Below are 16,943 nucleotides of genomic sequence, written 5' to 3'. Positions count from 1 at the left end.
TAGCATGGCATCTTCAGTGAACTTGAGCTTATAGCTTGGTTCTAGGCACTGATTGGGACTGGGCAGAAGCACAATTCGCAAGCTCGCATTAGGGGCAAGTAGACTACGTTAACAATAGAACTCACTTGAAATACTTTTGTGCCTTTTCCCACACTTCCTGTTTCCCATGTTCGCCTAAATAATAATAGAACTGTCCGTCGGGCTTTAAAAGGACAAAATTTCCAACACCAACTTCGTAAGGGAAAAATACTTTTTGGAAGTGGCTACCCTTGTCCTCAATCCAGTTTATACTGTTCTTGTGGTAATAAGCAAGATTCTCTGCTTCAGGCGAGTTAAGCCAAAACTGCTCAATAGCAGCTATTTTGTGAAGCTTTCTCAGATAGTCTTTATCGAACATATTCCAGGCAGACTTTGGCGTTGTCGGCTGTATCTTTTCCGGAAACGCGGTAAGGTAATTTACTACTATGTTTTTAGTCGCGTCAACCTGCTTACCACTTATTTGGGTCAGGTGTGCTTTTAATTCCTCAAATACCTGCTGGTCCAGTTTGCCTGAATTTTGCCTAGTAACTAGTAGGCCATAGTGGGTAGAATCGTCCTCAAAGTACAAGTCTAAATTTTGGCTGTAGTTTCTGCTTTCAAAAAAGACTTGTTCCGATACTTCTCTGCCGTTTTCACCATAGTATTTCATCGGCTTATTTTGGGCGAATGCTTGTGTAGTAAGCAATAAGAAGATGATGAGGTTAAGTGTTTTCATTGGTTGCCGGTTATGCAGTGTTTTAATACAAAGTTGAGGTGTAATTTATAAAAGCATACTTTAGCACGGAAACCAATAATGCACGATAATTAGCTTCCCTTGCTGGAACATCAACAGCCAGTGTCCGTCTGATAGGGCTTTGGAAGGAGCCACCGCAATTGCATCAACGATGCCTACTTCATGCACATCCAGCTTGCCTACGTCATCAACTGCCTCCGGGAAGTGTTTTCTTAACGCTTCTTATGTAGTAGCGCCGCTTAACTTCAGGTTATTAACCTGCAGGAACACATCCTCACCTTTACGAAAGTCGACGCCTTGGAAATCTAGGGAGTCTCCGAACTGCTCAAATTCATAACCACCATAATAAGCATCTTTAGAATCACTACTTCTGTAGCGTGAAGAGCAAGTGTTATCCCAGTCTATTGTTACAACACTGTCAGCCTTACCCATTAATGCTTCTATCTGCTTCACAGAGGCTATTAGGGGAAGTTTACCGTTAATGCGGACACTTTGCCAGTCCAGATATTCGCTGTTCTCCTCTTCTGCAGATGATTGCAAGTCGGTAACCGACTCCTCCACCTGCGTAGAATCTATACTCACTTCAGAAAAACGATTTTCCTGTTTCTCTGTATCCGCAACAGGTGACTGGCAGCTAAGTAGCGTTATTTGAGAAATTAAAAATAGAAGTTTGGTTTTCATGCTCTTGTTTTTTATTAACGGTCTGGTGTAGACGATGTGCGAGGCAAAGCTGAGTATAAATGCTGCACCTTGTTACCAGCTGTAGTTTTTACTTTTTTGTTTCCTAGAACCTATAAGCTGACATGGATAGAATCTGTTGCTGTCTCTTCTTCGCAATCAGGCTTGCCAATGACAACAACACTTTTACTTTTTTCCATCTCAGCTATTTCAAGAGCATAGAAGTCTTGGTTTACCTTTTCACTGGTGCCGCTCTTGTTGAGTTGGTAAATGGCAAGTCGAGCGGTGCAGTCAGGATATTGGTAGTCCCATACAAACACAAGGCTATTTTGTCCACTGGTTTCAGGTATGTAGAGTTTATCCGACTGTAGCCTGTTTGGAAGTTTTAGCTTTGTCTTTTTGTCAATCAAAGCCCCCTGCACATTCTTGTATACATATTCCTTGTTGCTGGCGAGCTTTACTTTTATGATAGTGAACAGCTGTGGGTCTCCTTTTAGGTCTTCTAGATTCTCCAATACAATTGTATCAGCCTTACCATCATAATCTAGGTCAATGATATACCTATCAACTAAATATGTACTTAAGGTGTCAACTCCTTTGTACTCCTTAAAGTCACCTGTATACTCAACGGTATGAGTTCTCTCACCTGCCTGTTGGCTACATGAGTAAAACAGTAAGCAAATTGCGAGTAGAAGGTTTTTCATTCGTGATTGATATTGCTGGTAACGGTTAGTATAAAAAACGGGCGAGGCCGTCGGCCGAAGCATGATTTTTATACAATGTTAGCTAGCGCTTTTTTTGTTTCAATCACGAATTTTAATATCTCCTTACCTGTATCACATTCCAATTGCAGCGCATTTTCTTCTGTTTTTAGCATATTCCAATTAACAGAAGGAATACTTGCCTTTACAAGGCTTACCTGCAAATCCTTAGTGTCAATATGTAAAAGATTTGTATCTGCTGATTTGGTTGAATTCCATTGCTGGATAAACAATCCATTTTCGTAATGAAAAAACCAGTCGCCGAATATCTTGTTATCAAGTTCAGAAATCGTAGGCTCGCTTTTTACTGCAAAATATGCTGGCCCGAAGTGAATCTCTCCAATTAGTTTCTGGGATAGTTTTATGTCGCTGATTTGCGTCCAGTACGTCCATTGCAGCACTGCGGCTCCGTCGTTCAATTGGGTTTTCAGTCGTTCTTTTTCTTCCTTAGTTCTAGACATGCTTTGGAAGAATGACAGACAGGCTGCAAACGCCATTAAAATGAGCCCGCCCAATAAAATAACAGGATAGAAAAGTAAGCTCAAAACATGTAAAAGGTTACCAACGGCACCTTCACCTTCTTTTGGCTTCCTTATGGTAGCAACCTCTTTTATGCTTATCTGTCCCAAAATATTTTATTTAAAGTGCCAGCTAACTTGTGTATAAAGGGAATAGACATACGGTATTTGTCATTTTTGACAGATAACTGTAACTGGACTAACGAATATACTATATATTGTCAAAATTATATATGTTGTCTAAAATTATCCTCCTAAAACAAACCCTCCATAATTCCCCCATTTTTCCGAACTTTGCTTAACTCCTAACTTAAACTCTTAACTAACCGTCCTTGTCTACCACGCACAAAGATTACCTGCTGCAATCGGAGCCGAACAAGTTCAGCTTGGACAACCTGCGCGCGGGCGAGATGATCGTGAACATGGGGCCGCAGCATCCGAGCACGCACGGTGTTCTGCGCCTCGAAGTGGTAACCGACGGGGAGATTGTGACAGAAGTGGCCCCTCATATCGGCTACCTACACCGCTGCTTCGAAAAGCACGCCGAGAGCATGGCCTACAACCAGACCATCCCCTACGTGGACCGCATGGACTACCTTGCCGCCATGAACTCGGAGCATGTGTGGTGCATGGGCGTGGAGAAGCTGCTGGGTATAACCGATCAGATTCCGAAGCGGGTAGAGTATATCCGGGTGCTCGTGGCGGAGCTTAACCGACTGGCTTCGCACTTTCTGGCCATCGGCACTTATGCCATCGACATCGGGGCTTTCACGCCATTCCTGTGGCTGCTGCGCGACCGGGAGCATATTCAGCGCTTGCTGGAGTGGACAAGTGGAGCCCGTATGCTCTACAACTACATATGGGTGGGCGGTCTGTACTACGATCTGCCTATTGGTTTCGAAACGCGTTGCAGCGAGTTCATCAACTACCTAAGGCCCAAGCTCGACGAGCTCGACACCATCCTGCTCACCAACAAAATCTTCATAGACCGCACGGCTAACGTGGGCATTCTGCCGCTGGATGTGGCCATTAACTACGGCTGCTCCGGCCCGATGCTTCGTGGCTCCGGCCTGCGCCATGACCTGCGCCGCGTCGATGGGTACAGCATATACCCGGAGCTGGAGTTTGAAGTGCCGATCGGCGAAGGCATTATGGGCAGCACCGGCGACTGCTGGGACCGCAACTATGTGCGGGCGCTCGAATGCCGCGAGTCTATCAAAATCATCAGCCAATGCCTCGACAAGCTAACCGGTGAGCACCAGCGTACCCCTGATTTCGACCCGCAGGTGGCCTGTCCCAAGAAGATGCGCATGACCGGCACGCAGGAGCTGTATTTCCGGGGCGAAACACCACGCGGCGAACTGGGCTTTTTCTTCCGGACCACCGACCGCAGCGACGTGCCTTTTCGCTGCCACGGCCGCGCTCCAAGCTTCGTAAATCTGTCTGTACTGCCCGAAATCAGCCGTGGCTGCATGGTCGCCGACCTTATCGCCATAGTGGGCTCTATCGACATTGTATTGGGTGAAATAGATAGGTAAAACGCTTTTACCAGCTTCCCGGCGTATGGGCCCTGCAACACATCATCACTTCCCCCAAAACTCATAGCAATAGGAAACGTTAAAAATTAATTAATGTGCTTATTGTCGCGCATCGAAAGCCCGATGAACTGAACGTAGTATGTATATGAGATTAAACCAGCTATTCACCATACATCTCCTTTGGATCAGCATCCTGTTTGGCCCTGCTATGGCAGTGGCTCAAGTACATCCTCCCAAAAAGCCTCTTCCGGACACACTGAAGGCTATTTCCGTAGATCCTCGCTTTTTTGTTCCTCCTGCCGACACGGTGCTCCCCGGTCAGAAAAAGCCTTTTACGGAGTCTCAGCGACTGGAGGGTGACAACAAACGCTACCTGATGCGGGCCGTTATACCTGCCGCTGTGCTTATTGGTGCCGGCGTTTATACGATGGGGGGACACGGTATCCTGAACAGCGATGATATTTTTAACTACCGGCACAGGGTCTTCCCTAAGTTTGCAACCAATGCCGATGACTTTGCTATGCTTGCTCCATTGGTGGGCCTCTATGGTTTTAATATCATATCATCGCAGAACAGGCACGAGTTGGGCCGCCAGACGGTGCTGCTTCTCTCCTCCGGAGCACTGGCATCGGCTATTGTTTGGCCCACTAAGAAACTGACAGACAGAGACAGGCCCAACGGCAAGCCCTATGCCTTCCCTTCCGGCCATACGGCCTACGCGTTCACGATCGCTACTTTTATGGATAAGGAGTTCCGGCACAAGAGCCCTTGGGTAAGTGTAGTGAGTTACGGCATAGCAGGCGGTACCGGTGTTTTGCGTGTGCTGAACGATGCGCATTGGCTCTCTGATGTGTTGGCCGGCGCGGGAGTAGGTATCATATCCGTGAATACTGTCTATTGGGTGCAAGCCAAACTAACGAAAGGCGGCGGCTTGAACACAGCCATGTATCCTGTTGTACTGCCAAACGGACAAATGGGTATGGCCATGTCCCTGACCTTTTAGACCTTGACTGCTTGAGACAAGGTATAACTTGGCGCCTCTCCAGCTGTGGGTAGGCGCCAATTCTTTTTATATCTTTACTGCATGCCTGTACGCCACCTGTTATTACTGCTTTACCTTTGTTTGCACTCCGCCATGGCCACGGCGCAGGTATACGCTGTGCAAGGCACCGTACGCGACGCCAACACCCGCGAAAGGCTGCCCTTTGTGAGCATTGTGGTAAACGAAGGCGAAACAGGCACCACCTCCAACCTAGAGGGGCAGTACCAGATCAGGCACAGCCGGCCTATTACGAGTCTGCGTTTCAGCTATGTAGGCTATACTGCGCAGACGGCTATACCTGACTCCCTTTCTCAAATTGACATGGCACTATACCCTGCCGCGGCCCAGTTAAAGGAAGTCGTCATCCGCTCCGGCGTGAACCCGGCGCACCGCATCATTCAGCTGGCCAACCAGAATCGCGACCGCAATCGACCGGAAAACATTCCGGCCTACACCTACCGCACTTACAACAAGTTTATCCTCACTGCCAATCCTCCCGAGGACTTGGACCTGAGCGACACACTCAACCTTTCGCCAGAGGACTCCTCCACCCTGCGCATGCGCGACCTGCTAGCCAAGCAGCACCTCTTTTTGATGGAGAGCATCACCGACTATGCGCACCTGAGTCCGAACTTCTCGAAAGAGACCATACTGGCCACCCGTGTGTCGGGGCTGCAACAGCCGAGCTTTGGGGTAGTGGCCGCAGAGGCGCGGGAGTTCTCAGTATATGACGACATGCCGGTGTTCTTTGGCAAGCGCTACCTGAGTCCGTTGAGCAACGGCAGCATCCGGCGGTATGACTTTGTGCTGCAAGAGGCGGCAGTGGTGGGACAGGACACAGTTTTCATCATCTCCTATGCGCCACAGCAAGGCAAAAACTTCGACGGGCTGAAAGGACTTCTCTACATCAACAGCGACGGCTGGGCCGTACAGAATGTGGTGGCAGAGTCCTATGCCGACGACAAGCGGGGACTGAAGTTGCAGCAGCAGTTCGTGAAAGTGGACAACCGCCAGTGGTTCCCCTCCGAGTTGGATGTGGAGATAACCGTGCAGCAGATCTACATGCGGGGCCACCAGCCTTACGGCCACATCCGCACCTACATCACCAATGTGAATCTCAGCCCTCCGCTGCGGCGAAGCGACTTTGGCATTATCGCGTTGGAGCAGCGGCCCGACGCGTGGCGACAGCCCGAGCAACTCTGGCAGCAGTACCGCCCCGATTCGCTGTCAAGCAAGGAGCAGGTTACCTATCAGCGGCTCGACAGCGTGGGCCGAGAGCAGAAACTCGACCGCACCATCCGGACCATGGAGTACCTGATGGCCAAGCAGATCCCAGTGGGCCCCATCAGTCTCGACCTAAACCGCCTGTTTAAGGTAAGCCGCTTCGAGGGAATGCGCTTAGGTATAGGGGCGCATACAAATAACCTACTCTCGGAGCGGTTCACAGTAGGCGGCTACTGGGGCTACGGCCTGCGGGACAAAGAATACAAGTACGGCGCCGATGCCACTATTGTGTTGCACAAACCTTCTGAATTCACGCTTTCGGCGGCATTTGCTGAGGATGTGGACGAGCCCGGCGGAAGACGACTGCCTTTCCGGGAGCGATCTCTACTCAGAGATCTGCGTCCGGCCATCCTGAACCATCTCGATTACAGCACCCAGCGCAGTGTTGCCTTGTCTGGCCGTATGCTGCGCTTTGTGCAGTTGCAAGCCGGATTGCGACAGGAGCAGCGCCGCCCGACGCTTCCGTTATTCGCTCCGGATTCGGATGTGCGCCTACCTGAGTTCAACATCACAGAAGCGACTGTGGGCATGCGCTTTGCTTACGGCGAGCAGTACATGCAGCTCTTTAACCGTACGATGCCCATGTCCACGCCATACCCAGTGTTGTGGCTGCAGTACACCCAAGGTATAGACGCCCTCAACAGCGACGGCTATACCTATAACAAGCTGGATTTAAGGGCTGAAGGTACGTTCCGGCAGCGCAGCTTAGGCGAAACCACTGTTACACTGGCAGGCGGTCTGTTGCAGGGCGATGCTCCATTCGTGAGTCTGTACAATGGCTACGGCAGTTACAGCTCCACTTACAACGTGTATGCCGGTGAGGGTTTTGAAACGATGCGCCCCTATGAGTTTTTCTCTGACCGCTACGCCGCCCTTTTCCTGAGTCAGGACTTGGGCAAGCGCCTGCTTCGCACCAAGTTCTTCAAACCGGACCTTGTGCTCGTGCAGAATATCGGTATCGGCGATCTGCGGCAGCCTATACCTGATCTGCTCCCGCTAGAGTACCCTAACATGCGCAAAGGTTTCTTTGAGTCCGGTCTCATGCTCAACAACGTCATCAGTTCCGCTTTCTCCGGTGTAGGCGTTGGCGCCTTTTACCGCTACGGCCCTTATGCGCTGCCAACGGCGAAGGACAATTTGAAATTGAAGCTGACAGCGACGATCGCTTTCTGAGGTTCGAAACGAACTATCTAGCCCTGCTGGGTAATCCTCCAATCCTCTCCTTAGGCAACAGGAAAGGTGCGGCAACTGCAGCTACCAACACAACCATCTTACACATCCATAGTATAGAAAACAGATATGAAGATCCTTTCTGCAGACCAGACCCGAGAAGCCGATGCACAAACCATCCGTGAGGAAGGCATTGCCTCTGTGGAACTAATGGAGCGGGCAGGAAGGGCTTTTACCGGGTGGTTTGAAAACAAATTTACACCAGAGCGCCCTATCTACATCTTCTGCGGCCCCGGCAACAACGGTGGCGACGGACTGGTGGTTGCCCGGCTCCTGCACCAGCGCCTCTACGATGTGCAGGTATACCTTGTGAACGAAGGGAGCAAGACCTCCGGGGACTTTCAGATCAACCGCGACAGATTGCCGCACGAAGTGCCACCGCATACCATCAACAGCAAAGATGACCTGCCCGCTATACCTGCCGAAGTCTGTGTGATCGATGCCTTGTTTGGTACAGGCCTTACCCGACCAGTCACGGGCCTGTTTGCCGATGTTATTAACCACCTTAACGATAGCAGGGCCTCTATCACGGCGATTGATATACCCTCCGGTCTCTACACCGACAAGCAGACACCCGGCGAAGGCGCTATGGTGCAGGCTACACACACGGTCAGTTTTGAATTGCCCAAGCTGGCTTTCTTCCTTCCGCAGCACGAGCGGTATGTGGGTGATTGGCATGTGGTGTCGATTGGGTTAAGTCCGGGCTACATTGAGGAGGCCAATACCAGTTTCCATTATACCACACAGCAGGAAGTGCAGCGTTTGTTGAAGCCGCGTAGCAAATTCTCGCACAAAGGCACCTTTGGGCATGCCCTGCTAATCTGTGGCGGCTATGGTAAAATAGGCGCCGCTGTACTGGCTGCGCGGGCCTGCTTGCGCAGCGGGGTTGGCCTACTTTCAGTGCAAGTACCTAGCATCGGTTATGATGTGCTACAGACCGCCGTGCCCGAAGCGATGTTACTACCGGACCAACACCGCAAGCATGTATCTAAACTCCCCGAGCAAATAGACAAACACAACGCCATCGGTATAGGACCGGGTATAGGCACGGAGCGCATGACCAAAACCCTGCTTGGCCAGCTTCTTGCGACTTCCGATAAACCACTGGTGATCGATGCCGATGCCATCAACCTGATTGCCAGCAGCGACAAACTCAAAGCCCAACTCCCCAAGGACAAGGTAATCTTCACACCTCACCCAAAGGAATTTGAGCGGCTTGTCTGCGAAAGCAAGAATGAGTACGAGCGTCTGGAGGAGATGCGGGAGTTTTGTCGGGTATACCACTGCTATATAGTCCTAAAAGGGAGCCACTCGGCTATTGCCACACCAGACGGCGATATCTTTTTTAACACGACCGGCAATGCGGGAATGGCTACCGGAGGCACAGGCGATGTACTGACCGGCATTATCACGGCTTTGGTCGCGCAGCAGTACAGCTTGAAGGATGCCTGTATACTGGGTGTGTACGTGCACGGCTTGGCGGGCGATCTGGCCAAGGCTGCTGTTGGGGAGATTTCGTTAATCGCTTCTGATGTGATCGAACAGCTTCCGCAGGCTTTCCAGTGCCTGAGCCGCTCTCAGGAGATGGCTAAATAAACGAAGGCGAAGTGTACCAGCATAGCGCCGTCAGCTAACAGGGCATAGTATATTCTGGGCTTCTCTTCCGAAGCATTCCACACAATTAATCCCGCCACCAGCGTTCCAGCTAGCAGACTAACCATCACCCTCCCTTCTTCTGTACCAATTATGAGCAACAGGTATAGCAACAGCAGCGCTAGTGAAAGCAAACGGGTATAGCCTTCCCCGATCAGCCCCGGAAAAGTGAGTGTGCGGGTACTTCGGTCGTAGGTATAGTCTCGGATATCAAACAGGAGCGCCAGCGCCAGTATGAACAGGAAGCGCCGCAGCCAGAGCACCAGCACAGCGTTATCTGTTGTCACTCCGGCATCTATCAGCGGAAAGAGTACGGTTACAGCAGACCACACCAAAGCGATCAGAAACACTTTTAGCAAGGGCACGCTTCTGAAAGGCCTGATGCGCTTGTAAAGCAGCGGCACCGTATACCCCACTGACACGAAAGCCAGTACCAGCACAAACCACAGGTTAATCCGCAGTCTGTAGATGAAAAACAGGGCAATGGCACCGGATAGACTCAGCAAGGCCAGTATAGCCAGTTGCTGTTGGTGTCGTATGACCCAAGATTGGTGATGCCGTGCAGCGCTCCAGCCATGCCATGTTCGCTGTAGGCTGCTTATGTTGTAGGTAAAGAGCGTGGCCAGAAACACAAAGCCCGCCATCGGCAAAGACACCTCCAGTCCGGTGAGCAGATAGGTTTCCACTGTGAGGCCAAAAGCGCAGAGCGAAATGAACACGCTGCTGTACAGCAACGCCTCCACCCCGGCTTTGATCCAAGCCAGCGCAGCACTGCTGTTGTTTTCCGTCACGGTATGGTTTCTATCTCTCACTCTTATGCATTACGCAAATAGGGCGCAGCGTTCAAAGGTATAGCGTATCCTTAAATGAAAAAAGCCTGATGCAGGTGTAACGCTACGTCAGGCTTATCAGGAAAGGTAAAGGCTTAGATTGTCTTTGGTTCGGTTTCGCCGAAAGTGGCATTGTAAAGTCTAATGCTCTCTTCGATAATCTCGTAAGCTGGCTCACGACCGAGGAACTGCTCTACGATTACCTCTTTGTGCTCCAGTTTTTTGTAGTCTTCAAAGAAACGGCGCATTTCCAATAGCGTGTGCGGCGGCAACTCAGAGATATCGTTGATGTGGCGTACCGACATGTCGTTGTTAGCCACGGCGATGATCTTGTCGTCTTCCTCGTTGTTGTCGATCATGCGCATCACACCGATCACCTTCGCGTCGATCAAACACATAGGAACCACATCAAGCGAGCAGATCACCAGAATATCAAGCGGGTCTTTGTCGTCGCAGTATGTCTTAGGTATAAATCCGTAGTTGGCAGGGTAGTTCACCGACGAGAAAAGCACGCGGTCCAATTTCAGCATACCGCTTTCTTTGTCCAGTTCGTACTTGGCTTTCGAACCCTTCGGAATCTCAATAATGGCAGTAACGACTGCCGGGGCCTCTTCACCATAGCTTACGCTATGCCATGGGTTATTTCTTTCTAAATTCTCCATCATTATAATCTTATTCTAAAAACGTTGCCGAGCCCATTGCTCCAGCATATAATGTTATTTCATAAATTCTTGCAAAGGCTTCCCGACGCTTCCGTTAGGTTCCTGTATGTAAAGCCACGAAGCGATGGTAGGCGCTATGTCAGCCACGGCCGCTTCTATGGAGCTTTCACCGGGTTTCACCTTCCAGCCATACCACACCAGCGGCACATGCGTGTCGTAGTTGCTGTAGGATCCGTGTGTCGTGCCTTTTTGCGGACCACTGCCGTAGCCTTCAAACCAGCCCGGCTGCAGTACCACGATCACGTCGCCGGAGCGCTGCGCGTTATAGCCGCTCTCCAAACGCGACATCAGGCCACTCGCCCATCCTGCACGCTGTATAGCATCGGCAGAAATCGCTCTTGCAATGCCATCAAATCGCATGACGTAGTTGGCTGCGGCTTCCTGTACTTCAATTCTGTTAAGCTTCTTACCCTCTATCGTCTTACGGTCTAGGTATACCTGTTGGTTGGTATAGCGCTCTACCCAGCGGCCCTTGCCAAACATTTTGTTCAGGTGCTGCTCCAAGGAGTCACGCATGATGCTTGATGTGGCTATACCTGCCGGAATGTTGTGGGATTCCATGTAGGCCGGCACATGAGCCGCGCCATGGTCAGCTGTTAGGAAGATTAGCAGGTTGTCCTTCCCAATCTCTTTTTCCAGCACATTAATCAGCTCTTCAATTTCCCGGTCAAGACGCAGGTATATGTCCTGCACTTCGATGGAATTAGGGCCGAATGAATGGCCTGTGTAGTCTGGGGTGGAGTAGCTAAGCGCCAGAAAATCGGTGTGGTTTCCTTTGCCCATGTTCTCCCCCTGCAACGCCGCCAATGCAAAATCTGTGGTCAACGTGTTTCCTGCAGGTATAGAGCGGATCAGCTCATAATCTTTTTTGCGTATGGCTGGTATGTTATGCGGGAATACAGGGCGATCCTCACCCGACAGGGGGCGTTCCCATTCCACGTCATCCGCTGTGCTTTCAGTGTACTGTTCTATAGGCAGCAAAGTGTTCCACACTTCACTTAAAAGCTTGTCCGGATGTTTTTGGTTGTTAAACTCCTGCACCCATGCAGGCAGTTCGTTGGCATAGAACGTGCTGGTGATCCAATTGCCGGATGGTGAGTCGAACCAATAGGCTCCGTTAGCCGTGTGGCCAGCTGGTAATACGGCGCCTCTATCTTTCAGCGCAATCCCCACCACCTTCGACTGCATGTTGTTCGACAGGCGAAGCTCATCCGTAATAGTAGTGGTCAGCAGATTTTTGGGAGACATTAATCCTGCGTCTGAAGTACTCCCCACAGTCTTGACAGACTTGTCCTCTACACAGTAAATCGATGCACCGGTATTACGGTCATACCAAGAGTTTCCTATAATGCCATTTAGAGCCGGAACGCTTCCGGTATAGATAGAAGCATGGCCCGGACCAGTGTAGGTTGGCACATAGCTATACTGTGTATTTTTGAAATTATAGCCTTGGCGAACCAAGCGCTTGAAACCACCTTCACTATACTTGTCCCAGTAGCGGTACAGAAAGTCGTAGCGCATTTGATCCACCACAATGCCCACCACCAGTTTCGGGCGAGACTCCACACCGTGTACCGAAGTTACTGTCTTGTCAGCAGATGCGTTGCTTGTTGTAGAAGCGCAGGCTTGCATACTTACTACTAGCACCACTGCCACAAGTGCCTTTAACCCGGATCGTACTTTCTTCATGTGTATGTAGTTGGTTTCCTCAAAGATAGCGTTGAACTACAGTCTTTTCACTCTGTAGCAAACTCCTATCGATGTTTTAACAAAAATATAACACAAGTGTATTATATCCCCAAAAAAAGAACGCCCACCGGAGTTGATGGGCGTTGCTTTTATATTGGTTGACTTTCTTCTTATTCTGAAGCAAGCGCCTCTGCACCACCCACGATCTCTAGAATCTCTTTGGTGATGGCCGCCTGACGCGTCCTGTTGTATGTCAGCTTTAGCTCTTTCAGAAGTTCGCCAGCGTTTTCTGTCGCTTTGTCCATAGCGGTCATTCGGGCACCGTGCTCCGAAGCGTTAGACTCCAGCACGGCTTTGTATACCTGAATCTTCAACGATTTCGGTATAAGTTCCTCTATGATCTGCTCTTTCGATGGTTCAAAGGCATAGTCCGGAATGGTGGCGTTGGCTGTTTCTTCCACTGGCTTCTCTTCGATTGGCAGGAACTGCTCCGTACGCACAATCTGAGTGGCCACGTTTTTGAACTCATTATAAATGAGGTCTACTTGGTCAAATTCACCTGCCACAAAACCGTTCATAGCACGCTCAGCGGCTACGCGCACAGTGTCGAATGACAAACTGGAGAAAGTTCCGGTGTAGTCACCTATCACTTTATAACCACGCTTGCTCAGTGCTTCAAAGCCTTTGCGGCCAATCGTCAGGAAAGTCAGGTTACCAGCTTCCAGTTGGCTGCGGTACTTATTCTGCGCCAAGTAGTTGGCTGCTTTAATAATGTTAGAGTTAAAAGCACCAGCCAGACCACGGTCAGATGTCACCACGATTACCAACACTCTGTTTGCATCGCGCTTCTCAGAGTAGATATTAGACACCGAACCCTCGGACAGGGAAGACAGGTTAGTCAGGATGCCACCCAGTCGCTGTGCATAAGGACGCATTCTCAGAATGTTGTCCTGAGCGCGTCTTAGCTTGGCAGCCGCCACCATTTTCATGGCTTTGGTGATCTGCTGAGTCGACGATACGGATGTGATGCGGCTTCTAACCTCTTTTAAACTTGCCATATTTTATATGTTATGAGCATAAAGTTAGAGACCGCCTCTTGCCGGCAGTCTCTAACTCATAACTAAATATTACTTTTTGTAACGGGCAGAAAGCTCTCTGGCTACCTGCTTGATAACACCTGTCGTCTCGTCGTCCAGTTTACCGGCCAACAGCGCGTTCAATGTGTCTTGGTGCTGAGCACGCATGGTGCGCAGGAAGTCTTTCTCGAAAGTTCTAACTTCAGATACAGGCACGTTGTCCAACAGACCGTTTGTAGCACAGTAGATAATGGCTACCTGCTCAGAAACTGACACTGGGGAGAACTGTGGCTGCTTCAGGATCTCAAGGTTACGACGGCCACGCTCAATTGTCAGCTTAGTCGCAGCATCAAGGTCAGAACCGAATTTCGCAAACGCTTCCAGTTCACGGAACTGCGCTTGGTCAAGCTTCAGCGTACCGGATACTTTCTTCATCGCCTTGATCTGAGCGTTACCACCCACACGCGATACAGAGATACCTACGTTAATCGCAGGACGGATACCTGAGTTGAATAGGTTGGTCTCCAAGAAGATCTGACCATCCGTGATCGAAATCACGTTCGTTGGGATATAAGCGGAAACGTCACCAGCCTGCGTCTCGATGATCGGAAGAGCTGTCAAAGAACCACCACCTTTTACCAAGTGACGGATTGACTCTGGTAAGTCGTTCATGTTGCGAGCGATCTCATCAGATGCGTTTACCTTAGCGGCACGCTCCAATAGACGGGAGTGCAGGTAGAATACGTCACCAGGATAAGCTTCACGCCCTGGAGGACGACGAAGAAGTAGAGAAACTTCGCGGTAAGCTACGGCCTGCTTGGAAAGGTCGTCATAAACAACCAGTGCAGGACGGCCGGTATCACGGAAGAACTCACCAATAGCCGCACCAGTAAATGGAGCAAAGAACTGCATTGGAGCTGGATCAGAAGCAGAAGCCGCAACTACTACTGTGTAATCCATCGCACCACCTTCAGTCAAGGACTTCACAACCTGTGCTACAGTTGAAGCTTTCTGACCTACGGCTACATATATACAGAACACAGGCTGTCCTTTTTCAAAGAACTCACGCTGGTTCAGGATTGTGTCAATCGCAACGGCAGACTTACCTGTCTGACGGTCACCGATGATCAACTCACGCTGGCCACGGCCGATTGGAATCATGGAGTCAATCGCCTTGATACCAGTCTGCATTGGCTCGTTTACCGGCTGACGGAATACCACACCTGGTGCTTTACGCTCCAATGGCATTTCGTACAGGTCGCCAGCTACAGGACCTTTACCGTCGATCGGTTGGCCCAGTGTGTTTACCACACGGCCAATGATGCCGTCACCAACTTTCACAGAGGCGATACGGTTGGTTCTTCTTACAGTAGCACCCTCTTTGATTTCGCTGTAGTCGCCAAGCATTACGGCACCTACATTGTCTTCTTCCAAGTTCAGAACAAGCGCCTGAAGTCCGTTCTCAAACTCTAATAGCTCACCAGACTGTGCTTTGGAAAGGCCATAGATACGAGCGACACCGTCACCCACTTGCAGTACTGTACCAACTTCTTCCAGTTCTGCCTCAGAACGGAAGCCAGATAGCTGCTCTCTTAGTATGGCTGATACTTCGTCAGGTCTTACTTCTGCCATGATTATAATTTATTGATATAGGGGTTGTCTTTAAATTTATTTCTCAGCTTGTTCAGGTTATACTTCACAGAGCTGTCTATTTGCTGATCGCCAACGCGGAGTACGAAACCTCCGATAAGTGACGGGTCAATTTTCTCTTCTAACTCCACACGCTGACCAGTCTGGGTTACCAGTCGCTGACCAAGCTCATTGCGTAGTTCTTCTGTCAATGGCACTGCCGTGGTTACGCTGGCAGTTGTAATGCCTTCGTACACGTTGTACTGTTTCACGAACTCCGGTGCGATAAACTCCAGTACCGACTCACGGCCTTTACGGGCCACAATGCCAAAGAAAGCCAAGGTAAGGTCGTTTACCTTGCCTTTGAACAGTGCGTTGATTACGGCCAGTTTCTTGTCTGACTTCACAACTGGATTGCGAAACAGGAGTCTTAGGTCCCTGTTCTGGTCCAGCGTTTTTGCAAACAAATCCATGTCCGCCTTCACCTGCTCCAAAACACCTCTCTCCTGTGCCAGTTCAATCAGTGACTTTGCGTATCTGGAAGCAACTCTTATTTCTGACATATTGCTTTATTATGGTCGCACCACTAAATGGTCCGACTATGTGATACGATTAGTTAAGCGTTACTTCGTTGATATAGTCCTTGGCTAGCTCCTGCTGTGCCTGCGGATTGCTAAGTTCTTTGCGCAGGATACGCTCAGCGATATCCACAGAAAGAGCAGCAGCCATATTCTTCACTTCCGTGATAGCGGCACGCTTCTCATTCTCGATAGACTCACGCGCCTGTGCGATCATGCGGCCGCCTTCTTCGTTTGCCTTTTGCTTAGCAGTCTCGATCAGGGCGTTTCCAGCGTCTGAAGCTTCCTTCAAAATCTTGTCACGCTCCATACGGGCTTCAGCCAGTAGTTTTTCGTTCTCAGCCTTCAGGCCCTGCATCTCAAGCTTTGCTTTCTCAGCAGCGCTCAATGCATTCTCAATAGAAGCCTCACGCTCATGCAGTGCAGTCATGATAGGCTTCCAAGCGAACTTAGAAAGCAGGAACAGCACGATGACGAAGGTCACCGTCTGCCAGAAAATTAAACCTATACCTGGGGTTACTAATTCCATTGTGTATGAATTTGAATAATTAGGTTCTAATCAGTTCACCGGTTTTTCTCCGGCATTGCTCTTAACTATTTAACTAAGGTTTGATCTCTCCGTCCGGACCATGCGTCCGGACGAGAGACCAATACAAAGGTTATTAGCCTTTGAAAGAGATTAGCAAGCAAACTACCACACCGAAAAGTGCAACACCTTCGATAAGGGCAGCCGCGATAATCATAGCAGTCTGGATCTTACCACCAGCTTCTGGCTGACGCGCGATAGATTCCATGGCAGAGCCACCGATTCTACCGATACCCAAACCAGCGCCAAGGGCAACCAGACCAGCGCCGATACCGGCACCCATGATAGCCAAACCGAAGTCAGTTGTAGCGGCTACTGCTTGAAGCAAAATTGCTAACATAATTATAGTTATATATA

Annotated in this window: 16 protein-coding genes; 4 read left to right on the top strand and 12 right to left on the bottom strand. The window is 49.9% G+C overall.

Annotation, left to right across the window (positions count from 1 at the left end; translation table 11 throughout):
• Positions 1-121 precede the first annotated feature (121 nt).
• The 4 genes from Q1A04_RS13610 to Q1A04_RS13595 form a co-directional block, all read right to left on the bottom strand.
• Positions 122-754 carry a hypothetical protein gene (locus tag Q1A04_RS13610; RefSeq protein WP_299706832.1) on the bottom strand — a complete coding sequence of 211 codons (633 nt, stop codon included), beginning with the start codon at positions 752-754 and terminating at the stop codon, positions 122-124.
• Positions 755-994: 240 nt separating this feature from the next.
• Complete coding sequence (locus Q1A04_RS13605; protein WP_299706829.1) at positions 995-1,453, bottom strand: hypothetical protein; 459 nt, start codon at positions 1,451-1,453, stop codon at positions 995-997.
• A 110-nt stretch (positions 1,454-1,563) separates the two neighbouring features.
• On the bottom strand, positions 1,564-2,154 hold the full coding sequence (locus tag Q1A04_RS13600; RefSeq protein WP_299706826.1) for a hypothetical protein: 591 nt from the start codon (positions 2,152-2,154) through the stop codon (positions 1,564-1,566).
• Positions 2,155-2,222: 68 nt separating this feature from the next.
• Positions 2,223-2,840 carry a hypothetical protein gene (locus tag Q1A04_RS13595; RefSeq protein WP_299706823.1) on the bottom strand — a complete coding sequence of 206 codons (618 nt, stop codon included), beginning with the start codon at positions 2,838-2,840 and terminating at the stop codon, positions 2,223-2,225.
• Between the two features lie 221 nt (positions 2,841-3,061).
• Between Q1A04_RS13595 and Q1A04_RS13590 the strand changes: the two genes are divergently transcribed.
• The 4 genes from Q1A04_RS13590 to Q1A04_RS13575 all read left to right on the top strand — a co-directional run bounded on the left by Q1A04_RS13590 (position 3,062) and on the right by Q1A04_RS13575 (position 9,419).
• A complete protein-coding gene (locus Q1A04_RS13590) occupies positions 3,062-4,267 on the top strand; it encodes an NADH-quinone oxidoreductase subunit D (RefSeq protein ID WP_299706820.1) in 1,206 nt (401 codons plus the stop codon).
• Between the two features lie 139 nt (positions 4,268-4,406).
• Positions 4,407-5,270, top strand: a complete 864-nt coding sequence (locus Q1A04_RS13585) for a phosphatase PAP2 family protein (protein ID WP_299706817.1) — start codon at positions 4,407-4,409, stop codon at positions 5,268-5,270.
• Positions 5,271-5,351: 81 nt separating this feature from the next.
• Positions 5,352-7,766 (top strand): DUF5686 and carboxypeptidase-like regulatory domain-containing protein, encoded by a 2,415-nt coding sequence (locus tag Q1A04_RS13580; RefSeq protein ID WP_299706814.1) that lies wholly within the window; start codon positions 5,352-5,354, stop codon positions 7,764-7,766.
• A gap of 126 nt (positions 7,767-7,892) precedes the next feature.
• Positions 7,893-9,419, top strand: a complete 1,527-nt coding sequence (locus Q1A04_RS13575) for an NAD(P)H-hydrate dehydratase (RefSeq protein WP_299706812.1) — start codon at positions 7,893-7,895, stop codon at positions 9,417-9,419.
• Here Q1A04_RS13575 and Q1A04_RS13570 read toward each other — a convergent pair.
• The 8 genes from Q1A04_RS13570 to atpE all read right to left on the bottom strand — a co-directional run bounded on the left by Q1A04_RS13570 (position 9,401) and on the right by atpE (position 16,926).
• Positions 9,401-10,288 carry a hypothetical protein gene (locus tag Q1A04_RS13570; RefSeq protein ID WP_299706809.1) on the bottom strand — a complete coding sequence of 296 codons (888 nt, stop codon included), beginning with the start codon at positions 10,286-10,288 and terminating at the stop codon, positions 9,401-9,403. The two genes, Q1A04_RS13575 and Q1A04_RS13570, sit on opposite strands and share 19 nt — an antisense overlap.
• A 113-nt stretch (positions 10,289-10,401) precedes the next feature.
• Entirely contained in the window at positions 10,402-10,971 is a 570-nt protein-coding gene (locus Q1A04_RS13565; protein ID WP_299706806.1) for an inorganic diphosphatase, read from the bottom strand.
• Between the two features lie 51 nt (positions 10,972-11,022).
• Positions 11,023-12,717, bottom strand: a complete 1,695-nt coding sequence (gene pafA, locus Q1A04_RS13560; RefSeq protein WP_299706803.1) for an alkaline phosphatase PafA — start codon at positions 12,715-12,717, stop codon at positions 11,023-11,025.
• Between the two features lie 170 nt (positions 12,718-12,887).
• A complete protein-coding gene (gene atpG / locus Q1A04_RS13555; protein ID WP_299706800.1) occupies positions 12,888-13,775 on the bottom strand; it encodes an ATP synthase F1 subunit gamma in 888 nt (295 codons plus the stop codon).
• Positions 13,776-13,844: 69 nt separating this feature from the next.
• Positions 13,845-15,425, bottom strand: coding sequence for a F0F1 ATP synthase subunit alpha (gene atpA / locus Q1A04_RS13550; RefSeq protein WP_299706797.1), 1,581 nt, complete (start codon positions 15,423-15,425; stop codon positions 13,845-13,847).
• A gap of 2 nt (positions 15,426-15,427) precedes the next feature.
• A complete protein-coding gene (atpH, locus tag Q1A04_RS13545; protein ID WP_299706795.1) occupies positions 15,428-15,985 on the bottom strand; it encodes an ATP synthase F1 subunit delta in 558 nt (185 codons plus the stop codon).
• Between the two features lie 49 nt (positions 15,986-16,034).
• On the bottom strand, positions 16,035-16,529 hold the full coding sequence (locus tag Q1A04_RS13540; protein ID WP_299706792.1) for a F0F1 ATP synthase subunit B: 495 nt from the start codon (positions 16,527-16,529) through the stop codon (positions 16,035-16,037).
• Positions 16,530-16,662: 133 nt separating this feature from the next.
• Positions 16,663-16,926 (bottom strand): ATP synthase F0 subunit C, encoded by a 264-nt coding sequence (gene atpE, locus Q1A04_RS13535; protein WP_007653345.1) that lies wholly within the window; start codon positions 16,924-16,926, stop codon positions 16,663-16,665.
• Positions 16,927-16,943 lie beyond the last annotated feature (17 nt).

It is taken from the genome of uncultured Pontibacter sp., from assembly GCF_947499215.1.
Classification (GTDB): Bacteria; Bacteroidota; Bacteroidia; order Cytophagales; family Hymenobacteraceae; genus Pontibacter.
The sequence above is the reverse complement of the archived record's forward strand: the minus strand, read 5'-3'. Positions and strand labels throughout refer to the sequence as shown.

Coding starts and splice junctions, on each gene's coding strand:
- atpA (WP_299706797.1), bottom strand. CDS start 15,425: ATGGCAGAAGTAAGACCTGACGAAGTATCAGCCATACTAAGAGAGCAG.
- atpH (WP_299706795.1), bottom strand. CDS start 15,985: ATGTCAGAAATAAGAGTTGCTTCCAGATACGCAAAGTCACTGATTGAA.
- atpE (WP_007653345.1), bottom strand. CDS start 16,926: ATGTTAGCAATTTTGCTTCAAGCAGTAGCCGCTACAACTGACTTCGGT.
- Q1A04_RS13565 (WP_299706806.1), bottom strand. CDS start 10,971: ATGATGGAGAATTTAGAAAGAAATAACCCATGGCATAGCGTAAGCTAT.
- Q1A04_RS13610 (WP_299706832.1), bottom strand. CDS start 754: ATGAAAACACTTAACCTCATCATCTTCTTATTGCTTACTACACAAGCA.
- Q1A04_RS13585 (WP_299706817.1), top strand. CDS start 4,407: ATGTATATGAGATTAAACCAGCTATTCACCATACATCTCCTTTGGATC.
- Q1A04_RS13575 (WP_299706812.1), top strand. CDS start 7,893: ATGAAGATCCTTTCTGCAGACCAGACCCGAGAAGCCGATGCACAAACC.
- atpG (WP_299706800.1), bottom strand. CDS start 13,775: ATGGCAAGTTTAAAAGAGGTTAGAAGCCGCATCACATCCGTATCGTCG.
- Q1A04_RS13580 (WP_299706814.1), top strand. CDS start 5,352: ATGCCTGTACGCCACCTGTTATTACTGCTTTACCTTTGTTTGCACTCC.
- Q1A04_RS13605 (WP_299706829.1), bottom strand. CDS start 1,453: ATGAAAACCAAACTTCTATTTTTAATTTCTCAAATAACGCTACTTAGC.
- pafA (WP_299706803.1), bottom strand. CDS start 12,717: ATGAAGAAAGTACGATCCGGGTTAAAGGCACTTGTGGCAGTGGTGCTA.
- Q1A04_RS13540 (WP_299706792.1), bottom strand. CDS start 16,529: ATGGAATTAGTAACCCCAGGTATAGGTTTAATTTTCTGGCAGACGGTG.
- Q1A04_RS13600 (WP_299706826.1), bottom strand. CDS start 2,154: ATGAAAAACCTTCTACTCGCAATTTGCTTACTGTTTTACTCATGTAGC.